This window comes from Bradyrhizobium sp. GW821-FHT12B03, from assembly GCF_058807535.1.
Genome location: NZ_JBXAQU010000011.1, coordinates 145534 through 168106, shown reverse-complemented (window position 1 = coordinate 168106; position 22573 = coordinate 145534). Strand labels below are relative to the sequence as shown.

Genomic DNA, 22573 nt, shown 5'->3' with positions numbered 1-22573 from the left:
CGGTCCGGCAGAAGAAACGAGTTTTCTTCGTTCGGTGCGGGGCCGGTTCTCCGGTTCTGCAATTTCACGAGTGGCCTCGCGGTCAAAGTGGAATCTGGTCCTGACGTGTTCGCCGACGCCCTCGTTCCTTGAGGCCGGGGTATTGCCGGCATTCCCTTTCCCCACATTGCTGATCTGGTCGTGGCGTGAGCGCGCTGTCGCTGTGCGCTGCCTTGGGGCAGGCGCGGGGTGCGCTCTTGTCGTTGCGCTTCCGTGCGCCGTTTCCCACGGTGTGATCGCCGGCTCCGATCGGGCAATCCGGTTCGTGGCCGCCTCTCGATCGATGACCGGCGCCGGTGAAGGACGGGGTCACCGGCCTGCCGCCTTCGCCGAAGCTGGTTGCGGGCGACGACGAGCGGCGCGGAGGACGCCACAGCGCCCCGCCACCGCGCGCGATGGTTATCGTTGTCCGAAAATCGCAGGGTAAACCGAATCTAACGAATTGCAGAAGTGCCTGTCAGCCGGGGACTTTTTGCATTCTGCGCGCGGCCGCGCCTTGGGCGCGTTTACGTCTGCTTCATCGCGATACTTAAACTGCCATTCAAATTTGCCCGCCATCATCGCCTCCAACAAGCCGGCAAACGGCATTGGGCAAGAAGCCCTGGGGATGAGTTGAGCAGCGCACGATCCCAGAAGGGATCATGCAAATCAGAGTTGGACGGGAGCCGCGCTCGGGGAAACGAGGCGGCATAAGAAAACAGGGGATGCGTTATGTTTCAGGGTACTTTCGATCTCGATACGGCGACGCCGATCGATACGGGCGCGCTGTCGGACGTGCTGTTCGAGCGCGGGATGTATTGGGCGAGCGGGCGCTCCGGCCTCGTCGATCTCGTCGCCGCGCACAAATGGTTCAACCTCGCCGCGCTGAAGGGCCGCAAGGACGCCGTGGTGCTGCGCCAGGAAGTCGCCGGGCAGATGTCGGAAGCCGAGATCTCGGCCGCGCAGCGCGAGGCGAGGGCGTGGGTGTCCGCTCACTAGAAGCGCAGCCGGTCCCGTGGTTTCACGGACGCGTCTGGTTGCGCTGAATCAAGTTCCTTCGACGTGCCGTCGTCTAGATCCGGGCGGCATGAACGCCCGCGACACGCATGGACAATGGCTGCCGATTCAGATCGCGCCCGACGATTGCGATCTGGAACTCGGACGGCCGCACAAGACGGGCATCGTTCCCTGGACCTTCCCATGCCGGCGCAGGTCCGGCGTCTGGTTCAATGTCTGGGCCGACGAGCCGGTGCTGATTTCGCCCTCGTATTGGCGGATCTGGCGGTCCGGCCGCTAGGGGCGGACAGGCATATATAAGGACAGTGAGAATCGGGCGGCTCTTGCGGCACGCGGATCTTTCGCGGGGTTTGCGCGGCCGGTCGCTTGTCAGCTTTCAGGTGAAAGAACCCGCCACCTTGATTCTGCCGCTTGCGGCTCGCCCCCGGGTCGGGCATACCGCGCATATTGGAGACGTGGCCGAGTGGCTGAAGGCGGCGGTTTGCTAAACCGTTATAGGCTTGTAAAGGCCTATCGAGGGTTCGAATCCCTCCGTCTCCGCCATGTATATCACCTAAAGCACTGATTTTTCTGCCCTTGTGCGACGCGGCGCGGTCCTGCGCGCGCATTCCGCCGTCTCGCACATTATACTGACGGAAGCGGGGGCATATGTCGGCCTGCAAAGTGTGCTTCGGCCGACGCGGGCCTTTTCGTTCGGCCGCGCGACATTCCCTGCGTCTTCCGCCGCAATCCATATTGGATGTCCGTAGCATCACACCGCGCTGACGCGGTCGTGGCCGCGTTCTTTCCGGTCCATCGATTCTCGGCGGGGCGGTGAGTCCCGCCATGTCCCTGATCGATTCCACGATTCGGTAGCGCGAGAGCCGCAGCATCGCGGCACTTCCCGCGTGGCGCGCCTCAGGTGAGGAATTTCGAGGGCAAAAGGAACCGGCACAAAAATGCGAGTAAAAACAATGCGTTGTGAGGCCGCTTTGATCACATCTGCGTGTTATTTGTGCAACACCCGTCGGAAAACACGCTTCTTTGGCCCGCTTCGGAGCGTTCTGTTGTTGTGTGTGCAAGGACGTTCGGTAATTGTGACTGAGCGACGGAGGGGGGCATCCCGAGGTCGTCCCGTTTTAGGTGGTTCGCTTAAGTCCCTCGCGTTCAGCGGGTGTGTCCGAAGGCGCGAAGCGACTAAGCGGTGAGTTAAGGGACAAGGGAACCAACCTTAGGGTGCTTCACCCAGCGGATCCGGAACCTTCCCTATAGAGCAAACTTGGAGGTTTAACATGAAGTTGGTTAAGAGCCTTTTGCTCGGTTCAGCGGCGGGTCTGATCGCCGTTGGCGGAGCGCAGGCAGCCGATCTCCCCGTGAAGGCCAAAGCGGTCGAATACGTGAAGATCTGCTCCCTGTACGGTGCCGGATTCTACTACATCCCGGGCACTGACACCTGCATCAAGCTGGGTGGTTATCTGCGCGCTGAAGTCGCGCTGAACACCAATTCGAGCTTCAGCGGTCAGTTGACGTCGAACAACGGTTCGCGCAACCGTCTGACGAACTACTACACCATGCGCGCTCGTGAAGATCTCAACATCGACACGCGCACCGCGACCGAGTACGGCGTCGTCCGTACCTTCTTCGACGGCGTGTTCTCCTGGACCACCGGCAACTACGCCGGCGCCGGCAGCGCGACCGGTTCGACCGTCTACAGCGGTACGCTCGGCCTCAACACCTCGGGTGCGACCCCGGCTCTCGTCGGTTCGTCGGTCAACGGCACCGACGGCAACACCTCGGCCGGTTCGCTCGGCGTGTACTACGCCTTCATCCAGTTCGCTGGCTTCACGATGGGTAAGGCCGTGTCGCAGTTCGACGCGCCCTGGACCAACTATCCCGGCAACAACTTCGACAGCCTCGTCGGCGGCAGCGGCACGGTCACTGGTGTCAACCAGTTCACCTACACCGCTGACTTCGGTCAGGGCGTGACGGCGTCGTTCTCGGCTGAAGACGCGACGGCCTACTACCAGGCCGGCAACCTGAACATGACCGGCGCGACTGCGGCTGGCATGATCGGCGGTGCGTACGGTTCCAACGCCATCGGTGGCTCGCGCTCGCCGAACCTCGTTGGTATGGTCCGTGTCGACCAGGCTTGGGGTCTCTTCCAGGCGTCGGTTGCCGCGCATGACAACCACGTTGCCTACTACGGCGCCACCGAGACGACTGGCCATCCCGACGACAAGTGGGGTTGGGCTGTTCAGCTCGCTCTGTCGATCAAGAACATCCCGACTGGTGCGGGTGACGTGATCAACATTTCGGGCGTCTACACCGACGGCGCGTCCCGCTACAACTTCCAGAACCTGGCGGGCGGCAGCTACTCGATGTTCGGCAACTCGGGCGTTGCCTACCAGAGCGTCGGCTTCGCTCAAGCTCCGGACACCGTGTTCGTGACCGGCTCCTCGCAGGAGACTGTGAAGACCTGGGGCTTCCGTGGTGCCTACACCCACAACTGGGATCCCTACTGGAACACCGCGCTCTACGGTGCCTACGCTCAGGCGCAGTTCGGCTCGCTCGCCAAGACCACGCTTTGCGGCGCTGGCGGTGCAGGCGGCGTGTTCGGCGGTCTCGCCGGTGTGACGGGTTGTAATCCTGACTTCGCCATCGGCCAGGTCGGTATCATCACCCGCTGGACCCCGGTCAAGAACCTGACGTTCTCGGCTGACCTGAACTGGACCCATCTGGACCAGAAGTACTCCGGTACTGTGGCTTACGTTGGTTCCGGCACGACGGCCAAGCCGGCTGCTGTGTACGAGCTCAAGGATCAGGACACCATCACCCTGCTCCTCCGCGCTCAGCGCAACTGGTAAGTTCGGTCTAACGACCTGACAGAAAGCCCCGGCGGGAAACCGCCGGGGCTTTTTCTTGCGCGCGTGAAGGGCGGGCAGCGGTCGAAAGGACGGACCCGGTCCCGGCTCTCGATACGAAGGAGGCCACCAAAACAGAGGCGGCCTCTCAGGTTCTGAACCGCAACCGTCCCTATTTTAGGTCCAGGGTTCGGCAGTAGTTGGAGCTCTCAATGCTGGTCCAGCCTCTCTCCATCCTGTTAGTCTGGCACTCGTAGAAAGTTTTGAAGTTGAGAACGTTTCTGCAGTTGTGACCCACGCCACTGGACAGGGAGCATTGGACCCCTGAGCCATTGCTGGTTTGGGCTGCGACTTTGATGGGGGCGGCACTCACTGGCGCAATCGACATAGCGACATGTGCAACGACGGACATGGCCAATGTCTTCATGGCTTTCCTTCATTTTTGTTTATTCGGGACTGCAGATGCCTATCCCGAAACCGATGCTGCCAGAGCGCGCGTGAATCTGTACGCTCAATCCAGGCGTATCTGGTAATTGAGGAGGCATGCTTTCGCTGGAAAGAAGTCGCCGCTATTCCACGCTGCCGGTGCCGCGACGCAAATCCGCCTCGATCTGCAACCGCGTGCCGCCGCCGAAGCGGGCGCGGTAGACCTGAAGGTTCTCCATGATCCGCTGCACGTAGTTGCGCGTCTCGGAGAATGGAATGAGCTCGACCCAGTCGACGGCGTCGACCTTGGGGTCGCGCGGATCGCCGTAGCGGTCGACCCACTTCTTCACGCTGCCGCGTCCGGCGTTGTAGGCGGCGAAGGTCATGATGTAGGAGCCGCGATAATCCTCGAGCAAGCCGCCGAGCTCGGCCGAGCCGAGCGTGGCGTTGTAGACCGAATCGTTCTTCAGCCGCCCCAGATCGTAGGTCGCGCCGTGCCGCTTGCAGACATAGCGCGCGGCGTCCGGCGTCACCTGCATCAGGCCATAGGCCTGTGCTGGCGAGACCACGGAGGGGTTGAACGCGCTTTCCTGCCGCGCGATCGCATAGACGATGCTGCGCTCGACCTCGGGGCCGATCGGCGTGAACTGCGGAATGCCATTGACGGGATAGGCATAGAAGTCGAACGGCAGGCCGCGGTTGAGCGCGGCCTTGCCGACCAGCAGCATGCCGCGCGCGTCGCTGTAGCGCTGGGTCAGCTCGCCGAGGCCGGTCAGCGCCTCAGGATCGCCGTTCTCGCCCATGTCGGCGAGCATGGGCACCGCCATCTCGCGCTCGTCGAGCTCGTAGAGCAGTTGCGCGGCGCGCACGATCTCCAGCCGTTCGGCGCCGCGCCCGCGCGGCTGGCTGTTGAGCTCGATCTGCGGCAGGCCGAGCTTTGCGCGCGCGAGCTGGCCGTAATAGCTGGTGGATTGCTCGGCGGCTCGCGCATAGGCGTTGCGCGCCTCCTGCTGGCGGCCGGCGGCTTCCGCGGCGCGGCCCTGCCAATAGCCGGCGCGCGCCAGCGTGGTCGGGTTGACGCTGCCGACGCCGATGCGGGCAAAGTGCTGGGTGGCGGTGGCGGGGTCGTTGAGGAAGCGCAACGCGATCCAGCCGGCGGTGAATTCCTGCTCGGTCTTGTAGATGTCGCGCGAGGGCAGGGCCGCGTCGCGCGCGATCAGATAGGCGCTGCGGAATTCCTCGGTGTCGATCATCTTGCGCGCCAGCAGGCGCCGCTCGATCCACCATTCGTCGAGATTGTAGAGCCGGTTCGGATCCTTCGGCGCCGACAGCATCAGCTGGGCCGCTTCCGCAAACTTCTCCTCGCGGCGCAGCAGCTGGATCTTGCTGAAGACGAATCCGGGATCGTTGTGCAGCTCGCGCGGCACCGCCTCGAGCAGGGCACGCGCGTTCGGCGCCTTCTTCAGGGAGGCGATGCGGGCCCTGGCGAGCGCGACATAGCCGGCGCCGAGACGTTTTGCGGCGCGCAGCGCGGCCTCGCTCTCGCTGCCGTAGAGCAGGGTATCCATCCGCGCCTTCTGGTCGCCCGGCGAGAGCAGGGCGCCGAACTGGTCGAGCGCGTTGTTCTCGGTGTCCTCCGACATCGGATCGCTGCGCCAGGCCTCGCGCACCAGACGTTCGGCATTGGCGCGATCGCCGCGCGCCAGCATCGCCTTGGCGAGCGTGAAGCGGCCCTTGGCGGACACGGGGGATTCGTTCTCGAACCACGACCACGCGACTGAATCGTCGCGCCTGTCGTCCCACATCGCGGCCTCCAGGCGCCGGCGCAGGAAGGTCTGCGACGGCCAGCTCGGATTGGCGGAGAGGAAGGCGCGGTAGCGCTCGACGGTCGCGCCGTTGTCCTCGCTGCGCAGGATGATCCATTCAGCAAGCTTGCGCGCGACCGGATCCGAGATCGAGGCGGCGGTGTTGCTGGCGTCGCCCGCCTTGCGCTTGCGCACGAGCTCGATGACGGTTTCGAGCGTGTCCTTGTCGGCTTGCGACGTCGATGAGGTCGCAGCGATGGCCGCGGGCGTGACCGGCTTGCGCGGTGTCGCGTGCTGGCGTGTTGCAGGGGCCAGCACGGGCGCCGCAATTGGTTTGGCGGCAGCTGCCGGGGCGGCGGGTCTGACGGTGGCCGTCACGGCCGGCGCAGGAGCGGCTTTGGGCGGAGAACCGTGGGCGGACGGTTGTGATTTTGGCGCGGCGGCCGCGGCCGCAGGCTTTGGCTTGTCCTTCGCCGCGTCCTTGCCTGCGCTCTTGCTAGTATCCTTGCCGGTCTCCTTGGCCGGCTTCTTCACAGCATCCTTGGCGGGCGCGCTCGCCGCTCCCTTGGTCGCGTCTTTCGCCGTTTCCTTGCCGGTTCCCTTGCCGCTTCCCTTGGCTGTTCCTTTGGCTGTTCCTTTGGCCGTTCCCTTCGTGGCGTCCTTGGCCGCGGGCTTCGCGGTCTCCTTGGCCCCGTCTGCTGGTGTCTCGTTGGACTTGGCCAGGGCGGCGCAGCCGACCGACAGCCCCGCCATCAGGCTCACGACCAGACCTGCGGATCGCCATGCGGCACGAGGAAAGGAGGTCACGGCGTTTCGTCGCCCCGAATCAGTGAAGTGGCTCAAGATCTAGCTGAATTTGATTGAATATGCGGACAAAATACCAACAGCCGCTTACCGCGGGCGGGTTTGCACCACCACAGCGGCAAAATCGCGGCCTAAACGGTGTGTCGCAGGGAGGCGGCCCTTTTACGGGCGGGACAGACCCGATATGAATGGGCTTGCTCTCAAAACTTGCCGCGTACGGAGGAAGTCCATGGCAGCCAAGACGAAATTCCGGGGGTCGTTCACTGCCTTGGTCACGCCGTTCAAGAACGGCTCGCTGGACGAGGCGGCGTTCCGCTCCCTGGTCAACTGGCAGATTTCCGAGGGCACCAACGGCCTGGTCCCGGTCGGCACGACAGGCGAGAGCCCGACGCTCAGCCATGACGAGCACAAGAAGGTCGTCGAGTGGTGCATCGAGGAGGCCAAGGGCCGCGTGCCCGTCGTTGCCGGTGCCGGCTCCAACTCGACCAAGGAGGCGATCGAGCTCTCCCAGCACGCCGAGAAGGCGGGCGCGAACGCCGTGCTGGTGGTAACGCCCTACTACAACAAGCCGACCCAGGAAGGGATGTACCAGCACTTCAAGGCGATCAACGATGCGATCGGGATTCCGATCATCATCTACAACATCCCGCCGCGCTCGGTGATCGACATGTCGGTCGACACCATGAAGCGGCTGTGGGAGCTGAAGAACATCGCCGGCGTCAAGGACGCCACCGCCAGCATGGTTCGCGTCTCGCAGCAGCGCGCGGCGATGGGCGAGGACTTCAACCAGCTCTCGGGCGAGGACGCGACCATTCTCGGCTACATGGCGCATGGCGGCCACGGCTGCATCTCGGTGACCTCCAACGTCGCGCCGCGCCTGTGCTCGGAGTTCCAGGCCGCCTGGGCGAAGGGCGACACCAAGGCGGCGCTCGCGATCCACGACAAGCTGATGCCGCTGCACAACAACCTCTTCATCGAGAGCAATCCGGCGCCGATCAAGTACGCGATGTCGCTGCTCGGCAAGCTCGACGAGACGCTGCGGCTGCCGATGGTGCCGGTGACCGAGCCGACGCGCGTTGCGGTCCGCAGCGCCATGGTTCATGCTGGCCTGATCAATTGATCTAGCCAACCGGGAGGCGTTCATGAGCGTCGACGAGAAGGGCCGCAAGATGCTCACGGAGTTCCGTGACTTCGCCATGAAGGGCAACGTCGTCGACCTCGCTGTCGGCGTCATCATCGGCGCGGCCTTCGGCGCGATCGTCACGTCTCTGGTCGGTGACATCATCATGCCGCTCATCGGCGCCGCGACCGGCGGCCTCGACTTCTCGAACTACTTCGCTCCCTTGTCGAAGGCGGTGACCGCCACCAACCTGGCGGATGCGAAAAAGCAAGGTGCAGTACTTGCTTACGGTAGCTTCCTGACGCTGACGATCAACTTCATCATCGTCGCCTTCGTGTTGTTCCTGGTGATCCGCGCCATGAACACGCTGAAGCGCAAGGAGGAGGCCAAGCCCGCGGAGCCGCCGAAGCCGTCGGCCGAGGTCCTGCTGCTGACCGAGATCCGCGATCTCCTCAAGAAGTGACGCGCGCGCTTCATCCAAACTGTCAGCTTACGCACGCATCTCGACCGGGTTTTGTCCGTCATGGCCGATAAGAACGAACGTCCTATCAAGGTCATGGCGGAAAATCGCAAGGCCCGCTTCAACTATGCGATCGAGGATACGATCGAGGCGGGCATCGCGCTGACCGGCACCGAGGTCAAGTCGATCCGCAACGGCAAGAGCACGATCGCGGAGTCCTATGCCGATTCCAAGGACGGCGAGATCTGGCTGATCAACGCCACCATTCCCGAATACCTCCAGGGCAACCGCTTCAACCACGAGCCCAAGCGGCCGCGAAAGCTGCTGCTGCACCGCAAGCAGATCAACAAGCTGATGGGGGCCGTGGACCGCGAGGGCATGACGCTGATCCCGCTCAAGCTCTACTTCAACGAGCGCGGTCGCGCCAAATTGCAGCTGGCGGTTGCAAAGGGCAAGAAGCTGCACGACAAGCGCGAGACCGAGAAGAAGCGCGACTGGAGCCGGGAGAAGGGCCGCCTGCTGCGGGCGAGGGGATAGCGGATGAATAAGAACCTGCTCGAGGTCGACTGGAGCCGGATTCCGGCGCCGACCGATGATGGCGGCGCCGCGCATCTGACGGGCATGACGCTGCCTGCGATCGGCCTGCTCGCGACCGACGACACATCAGTGACGCTGTCGGCGCTGTCCGGTCGAACCGTGGTGTTCGCCTATCCCCGCACCGGCGAGCCCGGCAAGATCGGGTTGGTGGACGATTGGGACATGATCCCGGGCGCGCGGGGGTGTACCCCGCAGACTTGCGCGTTTCGCGATCTGTTCGCCGAGCTGAAGGCCGCCGGCGCCGCCCACGTGTTCGGTCTTTCGACCCAGAGCAATGCGTACCAGACCGAGATGGCCTCGCGGCTGCATCTGCCATTTCCGGTGCTCTCGGACGAGAAGCTGACGCTGACGCGGGCCCTCAATCTGCCGACCATGGAGGTGGCAGGGCTCAGGCTGATCAAGCGCCTCGCGCTGATCATCGACGACGGCAAGATCACGCATGTGTTCTATCCGGTGTTTCCGCCCGACCGGAACGCCGGCGATGTCCTGGACTGGCTGAAGGCTCATCCTGCCAAAGGCTAATCGAGGTCGGCCTTGATCTTCGCGAACACCGACCGGAACATGTCCGTCGTCAGCACGCCGGTGTTCGTGTTGTAGCGCGAGCAGTGATAGCTGTCGTACAGCCTGAACGCGCCGGCCTGATGCACGGCGCCGTGGCCGAACGGGGCTTGCGAGGCCTTCAGATTCAGCGGCTTGAGTGCGGTGTCGTGCGCAATCCGCCCGAGGGCTACGATCGCGCGCAGGTTCGGCATCGTCGCCAGATTGGCCGCAAGAAACTGGCGGCAGGTGTTGATCTCGGCCGGCAGCGGCTTGTTCTGCGGCGGCACACAGTGCACGGCATTGGCAATGCGGCAGTCGACCAGCTTCAGGCCGTCGTCGGGCCGCGCCTGATAGGCGCCCTTGGCAAAGCCGTATTCGAGCAGCGTGGCGTAGAGCAGGTCGCCGGCATAATCGCCGGTGAAGGGACGGCCGGTGCGGTTGGCGCCCTGCATGCCCGGCGCGAGGCCAACGATCAGGAGGCGCGCCTTGATGTCGCCGAAGGGCGGAACCGGGGCGTTGTGCCACAACGGCTCGCGCGCGCGGTTCGCCTCGCGAAAGGCGACCAAGCGCGGACAGAGCGGACAGTCACGGTCGGGGACGAGGGGCTGGCGGCTTGACCGGGCCGCCTCACTCCTCGAAGTCGTCATCGCCCCTCGGCGCCATCGTGGTCGCGCGCTGGAGGAATTGCGGGGCGTGGTGGCGGGCCTCGCGATCGCCGCGATCGCGTGGGGCGGGGCGTTCGGACGGGTCGCGGCCGAGCTTGGATTGCAGCTCGACGAGGTCGGTGAAGACGTCGGCCTGGCGGCGCAGCTCGTCGGCGATCATCGGCGGCTGGCTGGCGATGGTGGAGACCACCGTGACCCGCACGCCGCGGCGCTGGACGGCCTCGACCAGGGAGCGGAAGTCGCCGTCACCGGAGAACAGCACCATCTGGTCGATGTGCTCGGCGAGCTCCATGGCGTCAACGGCGAGCTCGATGTCCATGTTGCCCTTGACCTTGCGGCGGCCGGAGGCGTCGATGAACTCCTTGGTCGCCTTGGTGACGACGGTATAGCCGTTGTAATCCAGCCAGTCGATCAGAGGGCGGATCGAGGAGTATTCCTGGTCCTCGATGATGGCGGTGTAATAGAAGGCCCGCAACAGCGTCCCGCGGCTCTGAAATTCCTTCAGCAGGCGCTTGTAGTCGATGTCGAAGCCCAGAGTTTTCGCCGTCGCGTACAGATTGGCCCCATCGATAAAGAGCGCGATCTTGTTGGTAGGAGAAGGTGACATTCAGTTTGCTCGCGTAGTGTTCGTGATTGATCGTTTATTGTTGGCGCGGCAGCGCGCCGCGCAGTTCTAAAGTGCCGCTGAAACCCGTCGAAACCGCAAATCCGGAGAAGTCGGGGCAATCAAGGTATAGTTATGGCGGACTTTCATACACCCGGCGCCGCCCTCGATGGCAGCCCGGAAAACCACCCATCCCAGCCCCAATGTGGGGGTAGCAGAGCCATTTGGCGAGGCCAAATCACAAATTGGCCTTGCGAAATCGCCTTGGCCCCTATAACTAGCGCCAATCATCCACATATTTCGTCCCACCCACAACGGAGCGACAGTCCATGGCTCGCGTCACCGTAGAAGATTGCATCGACAAGGTCGACAACCGGTTTGACCTGGTCCTGCTGGCCGCCCACCGTGCCCGCATGATTTCGTCCGGTTCACAACTAACGGTTGACCGCGATAACGACAAGAACCCTGTTGTGTCTTTGCGTGAAATTGCTGACACGACCATTTCGCCGGAGGACCTCCGCGAGGAGCTGGTGCACTCGCTCCAGAAGTTCGTCGAGGTCGACGAGCCCGAGCCCGACACGGTGCCGCTGATCGGTTCCGCCGGCGCCAGCGTCGATGCGGACGATACCGAAGTTGCCGTTGAGCGCATGACCGAAGAGGAGCTCCTGAAGGGCCTCGAAGGCCTCGCGCCGCCGGAAGAGCAGCCCGAGGAAGACGAGTAAATCGTCCCGTCGCAATCGTCGAATTCTTGTGATCTTATCAAAGGCCCGAACCGGTGTTCGGGCCTTTGCTTTTGTTGGCGTTTTCGTGGTTACCATAGCGTTGCCGGTTCGCGCCGCGCACCTGTCAGCGAATTGATCGGACGCGCACGCGATCGGAGCTAAGATGTATACAACGGGCGTCTTGAGGTCCGTTTGAAGGCAGGACGGCATGGTGTATCGACGCCGCAGACCAACGCAGATGCAGGCCGCAACCGAATCGGTTGCCGTGGCCCCGACTGCGCCGGTGGCGCGCCCGGCGAAGCCGCGTGCGCGAATGATGCGTCAATATGACCTCGTCGAGCGCGTCAGGTCCTACAATCCCAACACCAACGAAGATCTGCTGAACCGCGCCTATGTCTACGCCATGAAGGCGCACGGCTCGCAGACGCGGGCCTCGGGCGATCCGTATTTCTCGCACCCGCTCGAAGTGGCGGCGATTCTCACCGACCTGAAGCTCGACGACGCCACCATCGTGGCTGCGCTGCTGCACGACACGATCGAGGACACCGAAGCGACGCGGGCCGAGATCGACCAGATCTTCGGACCCGAGATCGGCGCGCTGGTCGAGGGCCTGACCAAGCTGAAGCGGCTGGAGCTGGTGTCGCGCGAGGCCAAGCAGGCCGAGAACCTGCGCAAATTGTTGCTGGCCATTGCCGATGATGTCCGTGTGTTGCTGGTGAAGCTCGCCGACCGCCTGCACAACATGCGCACGCTGGAATTCGTGCCGACGGAATCGCGCAGGCGCATAGCCGAGGAGACGCTCGACATCTACGCGCCGCTCGCGGGGCGCATGGGCATGCAGGAAATGCGCGAGGAGCTGGAGGATCTGTCCTTCCGCACGCTCGATCCCGAGGCCTATTCGGTGGTGATGCAGCGGCTCGACGCGCTCGCCGAGCGCAACCGCAACCTGATCGGCGAGATCGAGGCCCAGCTCTCCAACAATCTGCGCCACCGGGGCCTAGGGGCGCGGGTCTATGGCCGCCGCAAGAAGCCGTTCTCGATCTGGACCAAGATGGAGCGCAAGTCGGTCGGCTTCGAGCAATTGTCCGACATCTTCGGCTTCCGCGTCGTCGTGAACGACGTCGAGGCCTGCTACCGCGCGCTCGGCATCGTCCACACCACCTGGCCGGTCGTGCCGGGGCGTTTCAAGGACTACATCTCGACGCCGAAGCAGAATGACTACCGCTCGATCCACACCACCGTGATCGGTCCGGGCAACCAGCGCGCCGAGCTCCAGATCCGCACCGAGGCGATGGACCAGATCGCCGAGCGCGGTATCGCCGCGCACGTATTCTACAAGGAAGGCGCGGGCTCGCCGACCGAATTCCTCAAGCGCGAATCCAACGCGTTCGCCTGGCTGCGCCACACCGTCGGAATCCTCTCGGAGAGCGCCAACCCCGAGGAATTCCTCGAGCATACCAAGCTCGAGCTGTTTCACGACCAGGTGTTCTGCTTCACCCCGAAGGGCAAGCTGATCGCGCTGCCGCGCCACGCCAACGTCATCGACTTCGCCTACGCGGTGCATACCGACGTCGGCAACAGCGCAGTGGGCTGCAAGATCAACGGCAAGTTCTCGCCGCTGTCCTCCGAGCTCCAGAACGGCGACGAGGTCGAGGTGCTGACCTCGGAGGCGCAATCGGCGCCGCCGTCGGCCTGGGAGACGCTCGCGGTCACCGGCAAGGCGCGCGCCGCGATCCGCCGCGCCACGCGCACCGCCGTGCGCGACCAGTATGTCGGTCTCGGCCGGCGCATCGTCGAGCGCCTGTTCGAGCGCGCCAAGATCGAATACGCCGACGACAAGCTCAAGGGCGCGCTGCCGCGGCTTGCGCGCACCTCGATCGAGGACGTCATGGCCGCGGTGGGACGCGGCGAGATCAAGGCCTCCCACGTCGCGCGCGCGATGTATCCCGACTACAAGGAGGAGCGTGTCGCCCGTTACGGCGTCAAGAAGGGGCTGGCCGCCAAGCTCAAGGAGAGGGTGGCCTCCGAGCCGCCGCGCAGCCCGGTCGCGATCCCGATCCGCGGCATCAATTCCGACCTGCCGGTGAAGTTCGCGCCGAACGGCGGCGCGGTGCCCGGCGACCGCATCGTCGGCATCGTCACGCCGGGCGAGGGCATCACCATCTATCCGATCCAGTCGCCGGCCCTGAAGGATTTCGAGGAGGAGCCGGAGCGCTGGCTCGACGTGCGCTGGGACATCGAGGACTCGATGCCGCAGCGCTTCCCGGCCCGCATCAAGGTCGAGAACGTCAACGAGCCCGGTGCGCTCGCGCAGATCGCGACCGTGATCGCCGAGCACGACGGCAATATCGACAACATCAGCATGCAGCGCCGCTCGCCGGATTTCACGGAGACGACGATCGATCTCGAAGTCTACGACCTGAAGCACCTGAGCGCGATCCTGGCTCAGTTGCGCGCGAAGGCGGTCGTCGCCCGCGTCGAACGTGTTAATGGATAGGCCTCTTTGGTATTCGCCTGTCCTTCGAATTTGTGAGCCCTGCAATGCCCGCTTCTCCGCTCCGCCTCGGCGTCAATGTCGATCATGTCGCGACCCTGCGTAACGCGCGCGGCGGCCGCAATCCCGATCCGGTGCGCGCCGCGCTGCTCGCGATCGAGGCCGGCGCCGACGGCATCACCGCGCATCTGCGCGAGGATCGCCGGCACATCCGCGACGAGGACATGGCGCGGCTGAAGGCCGAAATCTCCAAGCCGCTCAATTTCGAGATGGCGGCGACCGACGACATGATGCGCATCTCGCTCGCCACCAGGCCGCACGCGGTGTGCCTCGTGCCGGAGCGCCGGCAGGAGGTGACGACCGAGGGCGGACTGGACGTGGTCGGCCAGCACAATGCGCTAGCGCCCTACATCGCGCGGCTGAACGATGCCGGCATCCGCGTCTCACTGTTCATCGCCGCGGACCCCGCGCAGATCGAGATGGCGGCGCGGCTGCGCGCGCCCGTGATCGAGATTCACACCGGCGCCTGGTGCGACGCCGTGGTCGATGGCCACGCCGAGAAGGCCGATGCCGAATGGCGGCGGATCGTGGCGGGCGCCAGGCTGGCGAAGGACGCGGGGCTGGAGGTTCATGCCGGCCACGGGCTCGACTATGCGACCGCGGAGACGATCGCGGCTCTGCCCGACATCATGGAGCTCAACATCGGCTACTACATGATCGGCGAGGCGCTGTTCGTGGGTCTCGCCGAGACGGTGCGCAACATGCGCGCGGCGATGGACCGCGGCCGGAGCCGGGCATGATCATCGGCATCGGCTCCGACCTGATCGACATCACCCGCGTGGCCAAGGTGATCGAGCGGCACGGCGAGCGCTTCCTCGACCGCATCTTCACCGCGGCCGAGCGGGCCAAGGCGGAGCGGCGCGCCAAGAACGAGAAAATGGTGGTGGCGACCTACGCCAAGCGCTTTGCCGCCAAGGAGGCCTGCTCCAAGGCGCTCGGCACCGGCATCAGGCGCGGCGTCTGGTGGCGCGACATGGGGGTGGTCAACCTGCCGGGGGGACGGCCGACCATGCAACTGACCGGCGGGGCGCTAGCCCGGCTCCAGGCCCTGACGCCGGAGGGATTCGAGGCACGGATCGACCTGTCGATCACCGACGACTGGCCGCTCGCACAGGCCTTCGTCATCGTTTCCGCCGTCCCGCTGGCCAAGTCCTGACCAAGACCTGACCGTTTCCCGGCGATTTTATAATTCTTGTTAAAAATCAATGTCTTATGCAGTTTTGATGCGATCCTTGATTGCGTGGCCTCCGACAACCGTCTAAAAGTCCGCCGACGCAAAATCAGGCTGGGCGAATTCGGCTTTACGCCGGAATTGGCCCTCACTATCAGAATCAGGACAATCTCCTTGGGCCGCGAAGCGATGGGCTGTGCGCGGGAGGAGGGCGCTCTGTGACCGCCGGCCGGAATTGAGAGAGCAATGAGCGCGACTTCGGGAACCAAAACTGAGAGCGGCGTCGGCGAGACGATCCGGGTCGTGATCCATGCTCTCCTGATCGCGCTGGTGATCCGCACCTTTCTGTTCCAGCCCTTCAACATCCCGTCCGGCTCGATGAAGGCGACGCTGCTCGTCGGCGACTATCTCTTCGTCTCGAAATATTCCTACGGCTATAGCCACTACTCGATCCCGTTCTCGCCGCCGCTGTTCTCGGGGCGGCTCTGGGGCTCGGACCCGGACCGCGGCGACATCGTCGTGTTTCGGCTGCCGAAGGACGATTCCACCGACTACATCAAGCGCGTGATCGGACTTCCCGGCGACCGCGTCCAGATGAAGGACGGGCTGCTCTACATCAACGACACCCCGGTCGAGCGGCAGCGCATGAGCGAATATGTCGGCGAGGATCCGTGCGGCTCCGAGGGCGGCGGCATCTCCCGGGTGAAGCGCTGGAAGGAAACGCTGCCGAACGGCGTGTCCTATGAGACGCTGGATTGCGCCGACAACGGCTACATGGACACCACCAACGTCTACACCGTGCCGGCGGGCCATTTCTTCATGATGGGCGACAACCGCGACAATTCCACCGACAGCCGCTTCCTCGGCCAGGTCGGCTATGTGCCGCAGGAGAATTTGATCGGTCGCGCCCAGATGATCTTCTTCTCCATCGCCGAAGGCGAGCACGCCTGGATGTTCTGGCGCTGGCCGTGGGCGGTGCGCTGGAATCGCTTCTTCAAAATCGTCCGATGAAAGACGAAGCCAAGGACATCACGAGCCAACCGATCGGGGCGCAAGCGGGCCCCGACGGCGAAGCCGCTGCCAAGACGCCCGCGAAGAAGAAGCGGGCGCGGAGCAGCAAGGCCAAGGGCCCGGACGCGAATGCGGCGCTCGAGGCGCGGATCGGCCACAGCTTCGCTGACCCGAACCTGCTGATGCAGGGCATCACCCATGTCTCGGCGCTGAAGTCCGGGCGCAAGCGCGGCGACAGCTATCAGCGGCTGGAATTCCTCGGCGACCACGTGCTCGGGCTCGTCGTCTCCGACATGCTCTATCACGCCTTCCCGAATGCCGATGAGGGCGAGCTGTCCAAGCGTCTTGCCGAACTCGTGCGCAAGGAGAGCTGCGCGGACGTCGCAAAATCGCTCGGCCTGCTCGACGACATCAAGCTCGGTTCGGTCGGCCCCAGCGCCGACGCGCGCCTGCGCAAGAGCGTGCTCGGCGACATCTGCGAAGCCGTGATCGGCGCCATCTTCCTCGACGGCGGCCATGCGGCGGCGGCCGAATTCGTCAGGCGCAACTGGACCGAGCGCATGCACAAGCCGCGGCGTCCGTTGCGAGATCCCAAGACCGTGCTGCAGGAATGGGCGCAGGGGAAGGGACTGCCGACGCCTGTTTACCGCGAGGTCGAGCGCACCGGCCCGCATCACGATCCGCAATTCCGCGTCGCCGTGGATCTGCCGGGCCTCGCGCCGGCCGAGGGCATCGGCGGCAGCAAGCGCGCAGCAGAAAAGGTAGCAGCGTCAGTTATGATCGAACGTGAAGGCGTTGGCGGCGGCAATGACGGTTGAAGCAAGCGGCGAGGCGCCCACTGCGACGCGCTGCGGCTTCGTCGCGCTGATTGGCGCACCGAATGTCGGCAAGTCCACGCTGGTCAACGCACTGGTCGGCGCCAAGGTCACGATCGTCTCGCGCAAGGTGCAGACCACGCGCGCGCTGATCCGCGGCATCGTCATCGAGAACAACGCGCAGATCATCCTGGTCGACACGCCCGGCATCTTCCTGCCCAAGCGCAGGCTCGACCGCGCCATGGTCTCGACCGCCTGGAGCGGGGCGCATGACGCCGACCTCGTCTGCGTGCTGCTCGACGCCAAGGCCGGGATCGACGAAGAGGCCGAGGCGATCCTCGCCAAGGTCGCCAGCGTTAAACACGAGAAGATCCTTGTCATCAACAAGGTCGACCTGGTCCAGCGCGAGAAGCTGCTGGCGCTGGCGCAGGCCGCCAACGAGCGCATGAAGTTCGCGAGGACCTTCATGATCGCGGCGATCTCGGGCGATGGCGTCGATGACATCCGCACGACGCTCGCCGAGATGGTGCCGCCGGGCCCGTTCCTCTATCCCGAGGACCAGATGTCGGACGCGCCGATGCGGCACCTTGCGGCCGAGATCACGCGGGAAAAGATCTATCAGAAACTGCACCAGGAATTGCCCTACCAGTCCACGGTCGAGACCGAAAAGTGGGAGGAGCGCAAGGACAAGTCGGTGCGGATCGAGCAGACGATCTACGTCGAGCGCGAAAGCCAGCGCAAGATCGTGCTCGGCAAGGGCGGCGCCACCATCAAGTCGATCGGCGCGGACGCGCGGAAGGAACTGATGCAGATCCTGGACGTGCCGGTGCATCTGTTCCTGTTCGTCAAGGTGCGCGAGAACTGGGGCGACGATCCCGATCGCTATCGCGAGATGGGCCTGGAATTTCCCAAAGAATAAGCAAGAACAGATCGGTATCCGATGAGCGTGCCCACGAACGTCCGGCGCTTCGAAGCGCTGCTCTATGCGTCGTTGATGCTGGACGCCTTGTCAGTGGCGGTGCAGGACCGCACGCCCAATGCCGACATGACCGAGCAGATGATCATGACGGCGACATTGCTCGCCGGCGGCATGATCCTGCTCCTCGTCTACTTCGTCTGGCTGGCTGCGCATTGGCGCAAGAACTGGCCGCGCTGGGTGCTGGCGGCAGCCCTGGTCTTGTCGGTGATCTCGCTCGGCCAGATTATCGCAGAGAAGGGGATGGAGCTCGACAGCGCCATCGAGATCGTCTCCTGCGTGCTGACCACGCTGGGCCTGTATTTCTCCTTCAGCGGCGACGCGCAGGGCTGGTTCAACGCGTAAGCTCTCGCGCCTTGCCCCGTCCTACGTATCCTCTGATCCGCCCTACGATCGATACGCGTGGACAATGATCACCGCGCTTACGATGATGGTCCAGATGACAAAACCTGCGATCACGCCGAGCGCCGGTGACAGGATCACCCGGCCTTCGCCGGGGCGATTGATCCGCAAGGCGCCCGTCCATCCAATGTGTGTCAGACGTTCCGGAAATTCGACCCTGACTTTGCCGAACGTGACTGCGAACAACAGAGCTAGTGCGGTGAAATAGAAGAGGGTCGGCAAGGCGTCGACGATGGCCCACCAGACGATCCAGATGACCAGTTCGACAATTGGGCCGATCAAACCGGCAATGAAGTCCATTGTGATTCCAATTGCGATTCCAGGCGTGTCCGAACTTCTGCGTCAGTGCATATGGGGCTATACTTAGCACATGGAATGGACCGACGAAGGCATCGTGCTGGGGGTGCGGCGGCATGGCGAGAGTAGCGCCATTGTCGAGCTCCTGACGCGCGAGCACGGCCGGCATCTCGGTCTGGTGCGCGGCGGTGCCGGCTCGCGGATGCGGCCCTTGCTGCAACCCGGCAACAGCGTCAGCGCGGTGTGGCGGGCGCGGCTCGACGAGCATCTCGGCACCTACGCCGTCGAGGGCCTGAAACTGCGCGCGGCCACGCTGCTGGCCTCGTCGCACGGCGTCTACGGCGTCACCCATCTGGCCGCGATTGCGCGGCTGCTTCCCGAGCGCGATCCGCACGCGGAGATCTTTGCGCTGCTCGAACATTCGCTCGACGATTTCGACGACATCGGCAGCGCCGCCGTGCACGTCATCCATTTCGAGCTGGCGATGCTCACCGAACTCGGCTTCGGTCTCGCGCTGGAGAATTGCGCGGTGACCGGGGAGACCACGGACCTGATCTACGTTTCGCCGAAATCCGGCGGTGCGGTGTCGCGCGGCGCGGGCGAGCCGTGGCGCGACCGGCTGTTGCGGCTGCCGCCGTTCCTGCGCCAGGGCGAAACCGCGAGCGAACTCACCGACCAGGATCTCCAGGACGGCTTTCGGCTCACCGGACTGTTCCTGCTTCGCCACGTGCTGGAGCCGCGCGGGCAGGCCCATTCCGACGCGCGGGCCGGCTTCATCAACGCCTTGATGCGGCAGCAGGCGAGGGCGGCAATTCCGGCGCCATGACGTCAGCGCGCCTCTGGATTGCTCGATCGGATGGCATATCCCGGAACCAAAACGGGTTTCCCGGATTGGCCCGTGGGGTTCCAACCCGGGGATAACCTGAATGCTGATCAAGGGACTTATTGTTTCGGCCGCGCTGGTCGCGCTGGCGCCGGACGCCCTCGCAGGCGAGCAACCAGGAGTGTTTCGCCGTGCCTCCTGCACGGTCGTCAGGTTCTATGTGGCCAAATATTCGGCAGCAGCCGCAGAGGCATGGGCCCGGTCCAAGGGTGCGACGGAAGCAGAAATCGAGACGGCCAGGCGCTGCTTGACCAACGCGCCGACCACCACACAGGCCCAAAATCCCCAGACCAACCAGACTGTGACCGCCGGCTGGGCGGGGCACTGAGCCACCCACAGGGAACCAATCCATCCTTGCCCGATTCGCTTCCACGGTTTAACCGGGCGGCATGGGAAAACGATTGATTCCGCCGGAAGACCCGGCCGAAATTCACGAGGTGCCGCTGCGTGAGGCGCTGGAAGAGCGCTATCTCGCCTATGCGCTCTCCACCATCATGCACCGTGCGCTGCCGGACGCACGCGACGGCCTGAAGCCGGTGCACCGGCGCATCCTCTACGGCATGCGCCTGCTCCGGCTCGACCCCGGCACGGCCTTCAAGAAATCCGCCAAGATCGTCGGCGACGTGATGGGCTCGTTCCATCCGCATGGCGACCAGGCGATCTACGACGCCATGGTCCGCCTCGCGCAGGACTTCTCCTCGCGCTACCCGCTGGTCGACGGCCAGGGCAATTTCGGCAATATCGACGGCGATAATCCCGCCGCCTACCGTTACACCGAAGCGCGCATGACCGACGTCGCGCGGCTGCTGCTCGAGGGCATCGACGAGGACGGCGTCGAATTCCGTCCCAACTACGACGGCCAGTCGAAAGAGCCGGTCGTGCTGCCCGGCGGCTTCCCGAATCTGCTCGCCAACGGCGCGCAGGGCATCGCGGTCGGCATGGCGACCTCGATCCCGCCGCACAATGCCGCCGAGCTTTGCGACGCCGCGCTGCATCTGATCGAGAAGCCCGACGCGAAGTCGAAGGCGCTGATGAAGTGGGTCAAGGGGCCCGATTTCCCGACCGGCGGCATCTGCGTCGATTCCAAGCAGGCCATCGCCGAAGCCTACACCACCGGCCGCGGCTCGTTCCGCGTGCGTGCGCGGTGGGAGCAGGAAGAGGGCGCACGTGGCGCCTGGGTCGTCGTCGTCACCGAGATTCCCTATCTGGTGCAGAAGTCGCGCCTGATCGAGAAGGTCGCCGAGCTGCTCGACCAGAAGAAGCTGCCGCTGGTCGGCGACATCAGGGACGAGTCGGCCGAAGACGTCCGCATCGTGATCGAGCCGAAGTCGAAGAACGTCGATCCCGCCTTGATGATGGAATCGCTGTTCCGGCTGACCGAGCTCGAAAACAAGATTCCGCTGAACCTCAACGTGCTGATCAAGGGCCGCATCCCCAAGGTGGTGGGGCTCGCGGAGTGCTTGCGCGAATGGCTCGACCATCTGCGCGACGTCCTGATCCGCCGCAGCAACTACCGCAAGGCCCAGATCGAGCACCGGTTGGAGGTCCTCGGCGGCTTCCTGATCGCCTATTTGAACATCGACGAGGTCATCAGGATCATCCGCACCGAGGATGAACCGAAGCCCGCGCTGATGAAGGCGTTCAAGCTCACCGAGGTGCAAGCCGAAGCCATCCTCAACATGCGGCTGCGCAGCTTGCGCAAGCTCGAAGAGATGGAGATCCGCACCGAGGACAAGAACCTCCGCGCCGAGCTCAAGGGCATCAACGCGGTGCTCGCGTCCGAAGCCGACCAGTGGAAGAAGGTCGGCGAGCAGGTCGGCAAGGTCCGCGACATGTTCGGCCCGAAGACGCCGCTCGGCAAGCGCCGCACCACCTTTGCGGACGCGCCCGAGCACGATCTCGCCGCGATGGAGGAAGCCCTGGTGGAGCGCGAGCCGGTCACGGTGGTCGTCTCCGACAAGGGCTGGATCCGCACCATGAAGGGGCACGTGGAGGACCTCTCGGGGCTTGCCTTCAAGCAGGACGACAAGCTCGGCTTCGCGTTCTTCGCGGAGACGACCTCGAAGCTGCTGCTGTTCGCTACCAACGGCAAGTTCTACTCGCTCGACGTTGCGAAGCTCCCCGGCGGACGCGGTCACGGCGAGCCCATTCGCCTGTTCATCGACCTCGAGCAGGAGGCCGCTCCCGTCGCGCTGTTTGTCAACAAGGGCGGACGCAAATTCCTGGTCGCGAGCCACGAGGGCCAGGGCTTTGTCGTCAACGAGGACGATTGCGTCGGCACCACGAAGAAGGGCAAGCAGGTCCTCAACGTCGACATGCCGAACGAGGCGCGCACGGTCACCGAGGTGATCGGCGACACCGTCGCGGTCATCGGCGAGAACCGCAAGATGCTGGTGTTCCCGCTCGACCAGGTGCCGGAGATGGCCCGCGGCCGCGGCGTTCGCTTGCAGAAGTACAAGGACGGTGGTCTCTCGGACGTCGCCGTGTTCGAGGCCAAGGCCGGCCTGACCTGGAAGGACTCCGCGGGCCGCGAATTCTCCGCGACCATGAAGGAGCTCGCCGAGTGGCAGGGCACCCGCGCCGACGCCGGCCGCCTGCCGCCGAAGGGTTTCCCGAAGTCGAACAAGTTCGGCCGGGTGATCGGGTAGTCCGGCCGCTGCCACAACATTGGTGTCATGCCCCGGCTTGACCGGGGCATCCAGTACGCCGCAGCTTCTCCGCATCTCTCAGCCGTCTCTGGAATACTGGATCGCCCGCTTTCGCGGGCGATGACAGCGAGGGTGCGGCACCCGCAAACGCGTGGCAGATAGCTGTGAGCGCATACGTGACCCCGCCGCACGGGCACG

22 protein-coding genes and 1 tRNA gene are annotated in these 22573 nt (G+C 64.4%); 19 read left to right on the top strand and 4 right to left on the bottom strand.

The window, feature by feature from the left end; all coding sequences use genetic code 11:
• Nucleotides 1-750: 750 nt before the first annotated feature.
• The 4 genes from AC1RUR_RS21855 (at nucleotide 751) to AC1RUR_RS21840 (ending at nucleotide 3878) form a co-directional block, all read left to right on the top strand.
• Entirely contained in the window at nucleotides 751-1017 is a 267-nt protein-coding gene (locus AC1RUR_RS21855) for a hypothetical protein (RefSeq protein ID WP_492847697.1), read from the top strand.
• An 88-nt stretch (nucleotides 1018-1105) separates the two neighbouring features.
• Complete coding sequence (locus tag AC1RUR_RS21850; protein ID WP_492847695.1) at nucleotides 1106-1315, top strand: hypothetical protein; 210 nt, start codon at nucleotides 1106-1108, stop codon at nucleotides 1313-1315.
• A gap of 169 nt (nucleotides 1316-1484) precedes the next feature.
• A tRNA-Ser gene (locus tag AC1RUR_RS21845) sits at nucleotides 1485-1578 on the top strand.
• Between the two features lie 728 nt (nucleotides 1579-2306).
• Nucleotides 2307-3878: a porin gene (locus tag AC1RUR_RS21840; protein WP_492847693.1), complete on the top strand. Its 1572-nt coding sequence runs from the start codon at nucleotides 2307-2309 to the stop codon at nucleotides 3876-3878.
• A gap of 566 nt (nucleotides 3879-4444) precedes the next feature.
• On the opposite strand, the gene AC1RUR_RS21835 is transcribed toward AC1RUR_RS21840, so the two are convergent.
• Nucleotides 4445-6859 (bottom strand): lytic transglycosylase domain-containing protein, encoded by a 2415-nt coding sequence (locus tag AC1RUR_RS21835; RefSeq protein ID WP_492847873.1) that lies wholly within the window; start codon nucleotides 6857-6859, stop codon nucleotides 4445-4447.
• Between the two features lie 280 nt (nucleotides 6860-7139).
• Between AC1RUR_RS21835 and dapA the strand changes: the two genes are divergently transcribed.
• Genes dapA through AC1RUR_RS21815 form a run of 4 tightly spaced genes read left to right on the top strand, consistent with a single transcriptional unit; the run spans nucleotide 7140 to nucleotide 9609 of the window.
• Entirely contained in the window at nucleotides 7140-8030 is an 891-nt protein-coding gene (dapA, locus tag AC1RUR_RS21830; protein WP_492847691.1) for a 4-hydroxy-tetrahydrodipicolinate synthase, read from the top strand.
• Between the two features lie 49 nt (nucleotides 8031-8079).
• Nucleotides 8080-8493, top strand: a complete 414-nt coding sequence (gene mscL, locus AC1RUR_RS21825; RefSeq protein WP_492847871.1) for a large conductance mechanosensitive channel protein MscL — start codon at nucleotides 8080-8082, stop codon at nucleotides 8491-8493.
• A gap of 60 nt (nucleotides 8494-8553) precedes the next feature.
• Nucleotides 8554-9027: an SsrA-binding protein SmpB gene (smpB, locus tag AC1RUR_RS21820; protein ID WP_492847689.1), complete on the top strand. Its 474-nt coding sequence runs from the start codon at nucleotides 8554-8556 to the stop codon at nucleotides 9025-9027.
• 3 nt (nucleotides 9028-9030) lie between these two features.
• Nucleotides 9031-9609, top strand: coding sequence for a peroxiredoxin (locus AC1RUR_RS21815; protein WP_492847687.1), 579 nt, complete (start codon nucleotides 9031-9033; stop codon nucleotides 9607-9609).
• On the opposite strand, the gene AC1RUR_RS21810 is transcribed toward AC1RUR_RS21815, so the two are convergent.
• Together AC1RUR_RS21810 and AC1RUR_RS21805 are read right to left on the bottom strand one after the other, a co-directional pair.
• Complete coding sequence (locus AC1RUR_RS21810) at nucleotides 9606-10274, bottom strand: uracil-DNA glycosylase (protein WP_492847685.1); 669 nt, start codon at nucleotides 10272-10274, stop codon at nucleotides 9606-9608. The genes AC1RUR_RS21815 and AC1RUR_RS21810 overlap by 4 nt on opposite strands.
• A complete protein-coding gene (locus tag AC1RUR_RS21805) occupies nucleotides 10255-10899 on the bottom strand; it encodes a LabA-like NYN domain-containing protein (RefSeq protein WP_092193220.1) in 645 nt (214 codons plus the stop codon). Before AC1RUR_RS21805 ends, AC1RUR_RS21810 begins: the two co-directional genes overlap by 20 nt.
• Nucleotides 10900-11225: 326 nt before the next feature.
• Between AC1RUR_RS21805 and rpoZ the strand changes: the two genes are divergently transcribed.
• The 8 genes from rpoZ (at nucleotide 11226) to AC1RUR_RS21765 (ending at nucleotide 18490) form a co-directional block, all read left to right on the top strand.
• Entirely contained in the window at nucleotides 11226-11618 is a 393-nt protein-coding gene (rpoZ, locus tag AC1RUR_RS21800) for a DNA-directed RNA polymerase subunit omega (RefSeq protein WP_008133017.1), read from the top strand.
• A gap of 208 nt (nucleotides 11619-11826) precedes the next feature.
• Nucleotides 11827-14115: a RelA/SpoT family protein gene (locus AC1RUR_RS21795; protein ID WP_492847682.1), complete on the top strand. Its 2289-nt coding sequence runs from the start codon at nucleotides 11827-11829 to the stop codon at nucleotides 14113-14115.
• A 44-nt stretch (nucleotides 14116-14159) separates the two neighbouring features.
• Nucleotides 14160-14912 (top strand): pyridoxine 5'-phosphate synthase, encoded by a 753-nt coding sequence (locus AC1RUR_RS21790; RefSeq protein WP_492847680.1) that lies wholly within the window; start codon nucleotides 14160-14162, stop codon nucleotides 14910-14912.
• Nucleotides 14909-15328 carry a holo-ACP synthase gene (gene acpS / locus AC1RUR_RS21785; protein ID WP_492847678.1) on the top strand — a complete coding sequence of 140 codons (420 nt, stop codon included), beginning with the start codon at nucleotides 14909-14911 and terminating at the stop codon, nucleotides 15326-15328. Before AC1RUR_RS21790 ends, acpS begins: the two co-directional genes overlap by 4 nt.
• Before the next feature lie 261 nt (nucleotides 15329-15589).
• Nucleotides 15590-16354: a signal peptidase I gene (gene lepB / locus AC1RUR_RS21780; protein WP_492847676.1), complete on the top strand. Its 765-nt coding sequence runs from the start codon at nucleotides 15590-15592 to the stop codon at nucleotides 16352-16354.
• Nucleotides 16351-17172 carry a ribonuclease III gene (gene rnc / locus AC1RUR_RS21775; protein WP_492847674.1) on the top strand — a complete coding sequence of 274 codons (822 nt, stop codon included), beginning with the start codon at nucleotides 16351-16353 and terminating at the stop codon, nucleotides 17170-17172. The genes lepB and rnc overlap by 4 nt, the downstream gene beginning before the upstream one ends.
• On the top strand, nucleotides 17162-18088 hold the full coding sequence (gene era / locus AC1RUR_RS21770; protein ID WP_492847672.1) for a GTPase Era: 927 nt from the start codon (nucleotides 17162-17164) through the stop codon (nucleotides 18086-18088). The genes rnc and era overlap by 11 nt, the downstream gene beginning before the upstream one ends.
• A gap of 21 nt (nucleotides 18089-18109) precedes the next feature.
• Nucleotides 18110-18490 carry a hypothetical protein gene (locus AC1RUR_RS21765; RefSeq protein ID WP_492847670.1) on the top strand — a complete coding sequence of 127 codons (381 nt, stop codon included), beginning with the start codon at nucleotides 18110-18112 and terminating at the stop codon, nucleotides 18488-18490.
• Between the two features lie 42 nt (nucleotides 18491-18532).
• On the opposite strand, the gene AC1RUR_RS21760 is transcribed toward AC1RUR_RS21765, so the two are convergent.
• Nucleotides 18533-18847 carry a hypothetical protein gene (locus AC1RUR_RS21760; RefSeq protein WP_492847668.1) on the bottom strand — a complete coding sequence of 105 codons (315 nt, stop codon included), beginning with the start codon at nucleotides 18845-18847 and terminating at the stop codon, nucleotides 18533-18535.
• Nucleotides 18848-18917: 70 nt separating this feature from the next.
• On the opposite strand from AC1RUR_RS21760, the gene recO reads away from it, so the two are divergent.
• The 3 genes from recO to parC all read left to right on the top strand — a co-directional run bounded on the left by recO (nucleotide 18918) and on the right by parC (nucleotide 22375).
• A complete protein-coding gene (gene recO, locus AC1RUR_RS21755) occupies nucleotides 18918-19670 on the top strand; it encodes a DNA repair protein RecO (RefSeq protein ID WP_492847666.1) in 753 nt (250 codons plus the stop codon).
• 100 nt (nucleotides 19671-19770) lie between these two features.
• Nucleotides 19771-20055, top strand: a complete 285-nt coding sequence (locus AC1RUR_RS21750; protein WP_492847664.1) for a hypothetical protein — start codon at nucleotides 19771-19773, stop codon at nucleotides 20053-20055.
• Between the two features lie 61 nt (nucleotides 20056-20116).
• Nucleotides 20117-22375 carry a DNA topoisomerase IV subunit A gene (gene parC / locus AC1RUR_RS21745; RefSeq protein ID WP_492847663.1) on the top strand — a complete coding sequence of 753 codons (2259 nt, stop codon included), beginning with the start codon at nucleotides 20117-20119 and terminating at the stop codon, nucleotides 22373-22375.
• Nucleotides 22376-22573: the final 198 nt, after the last annotated feature.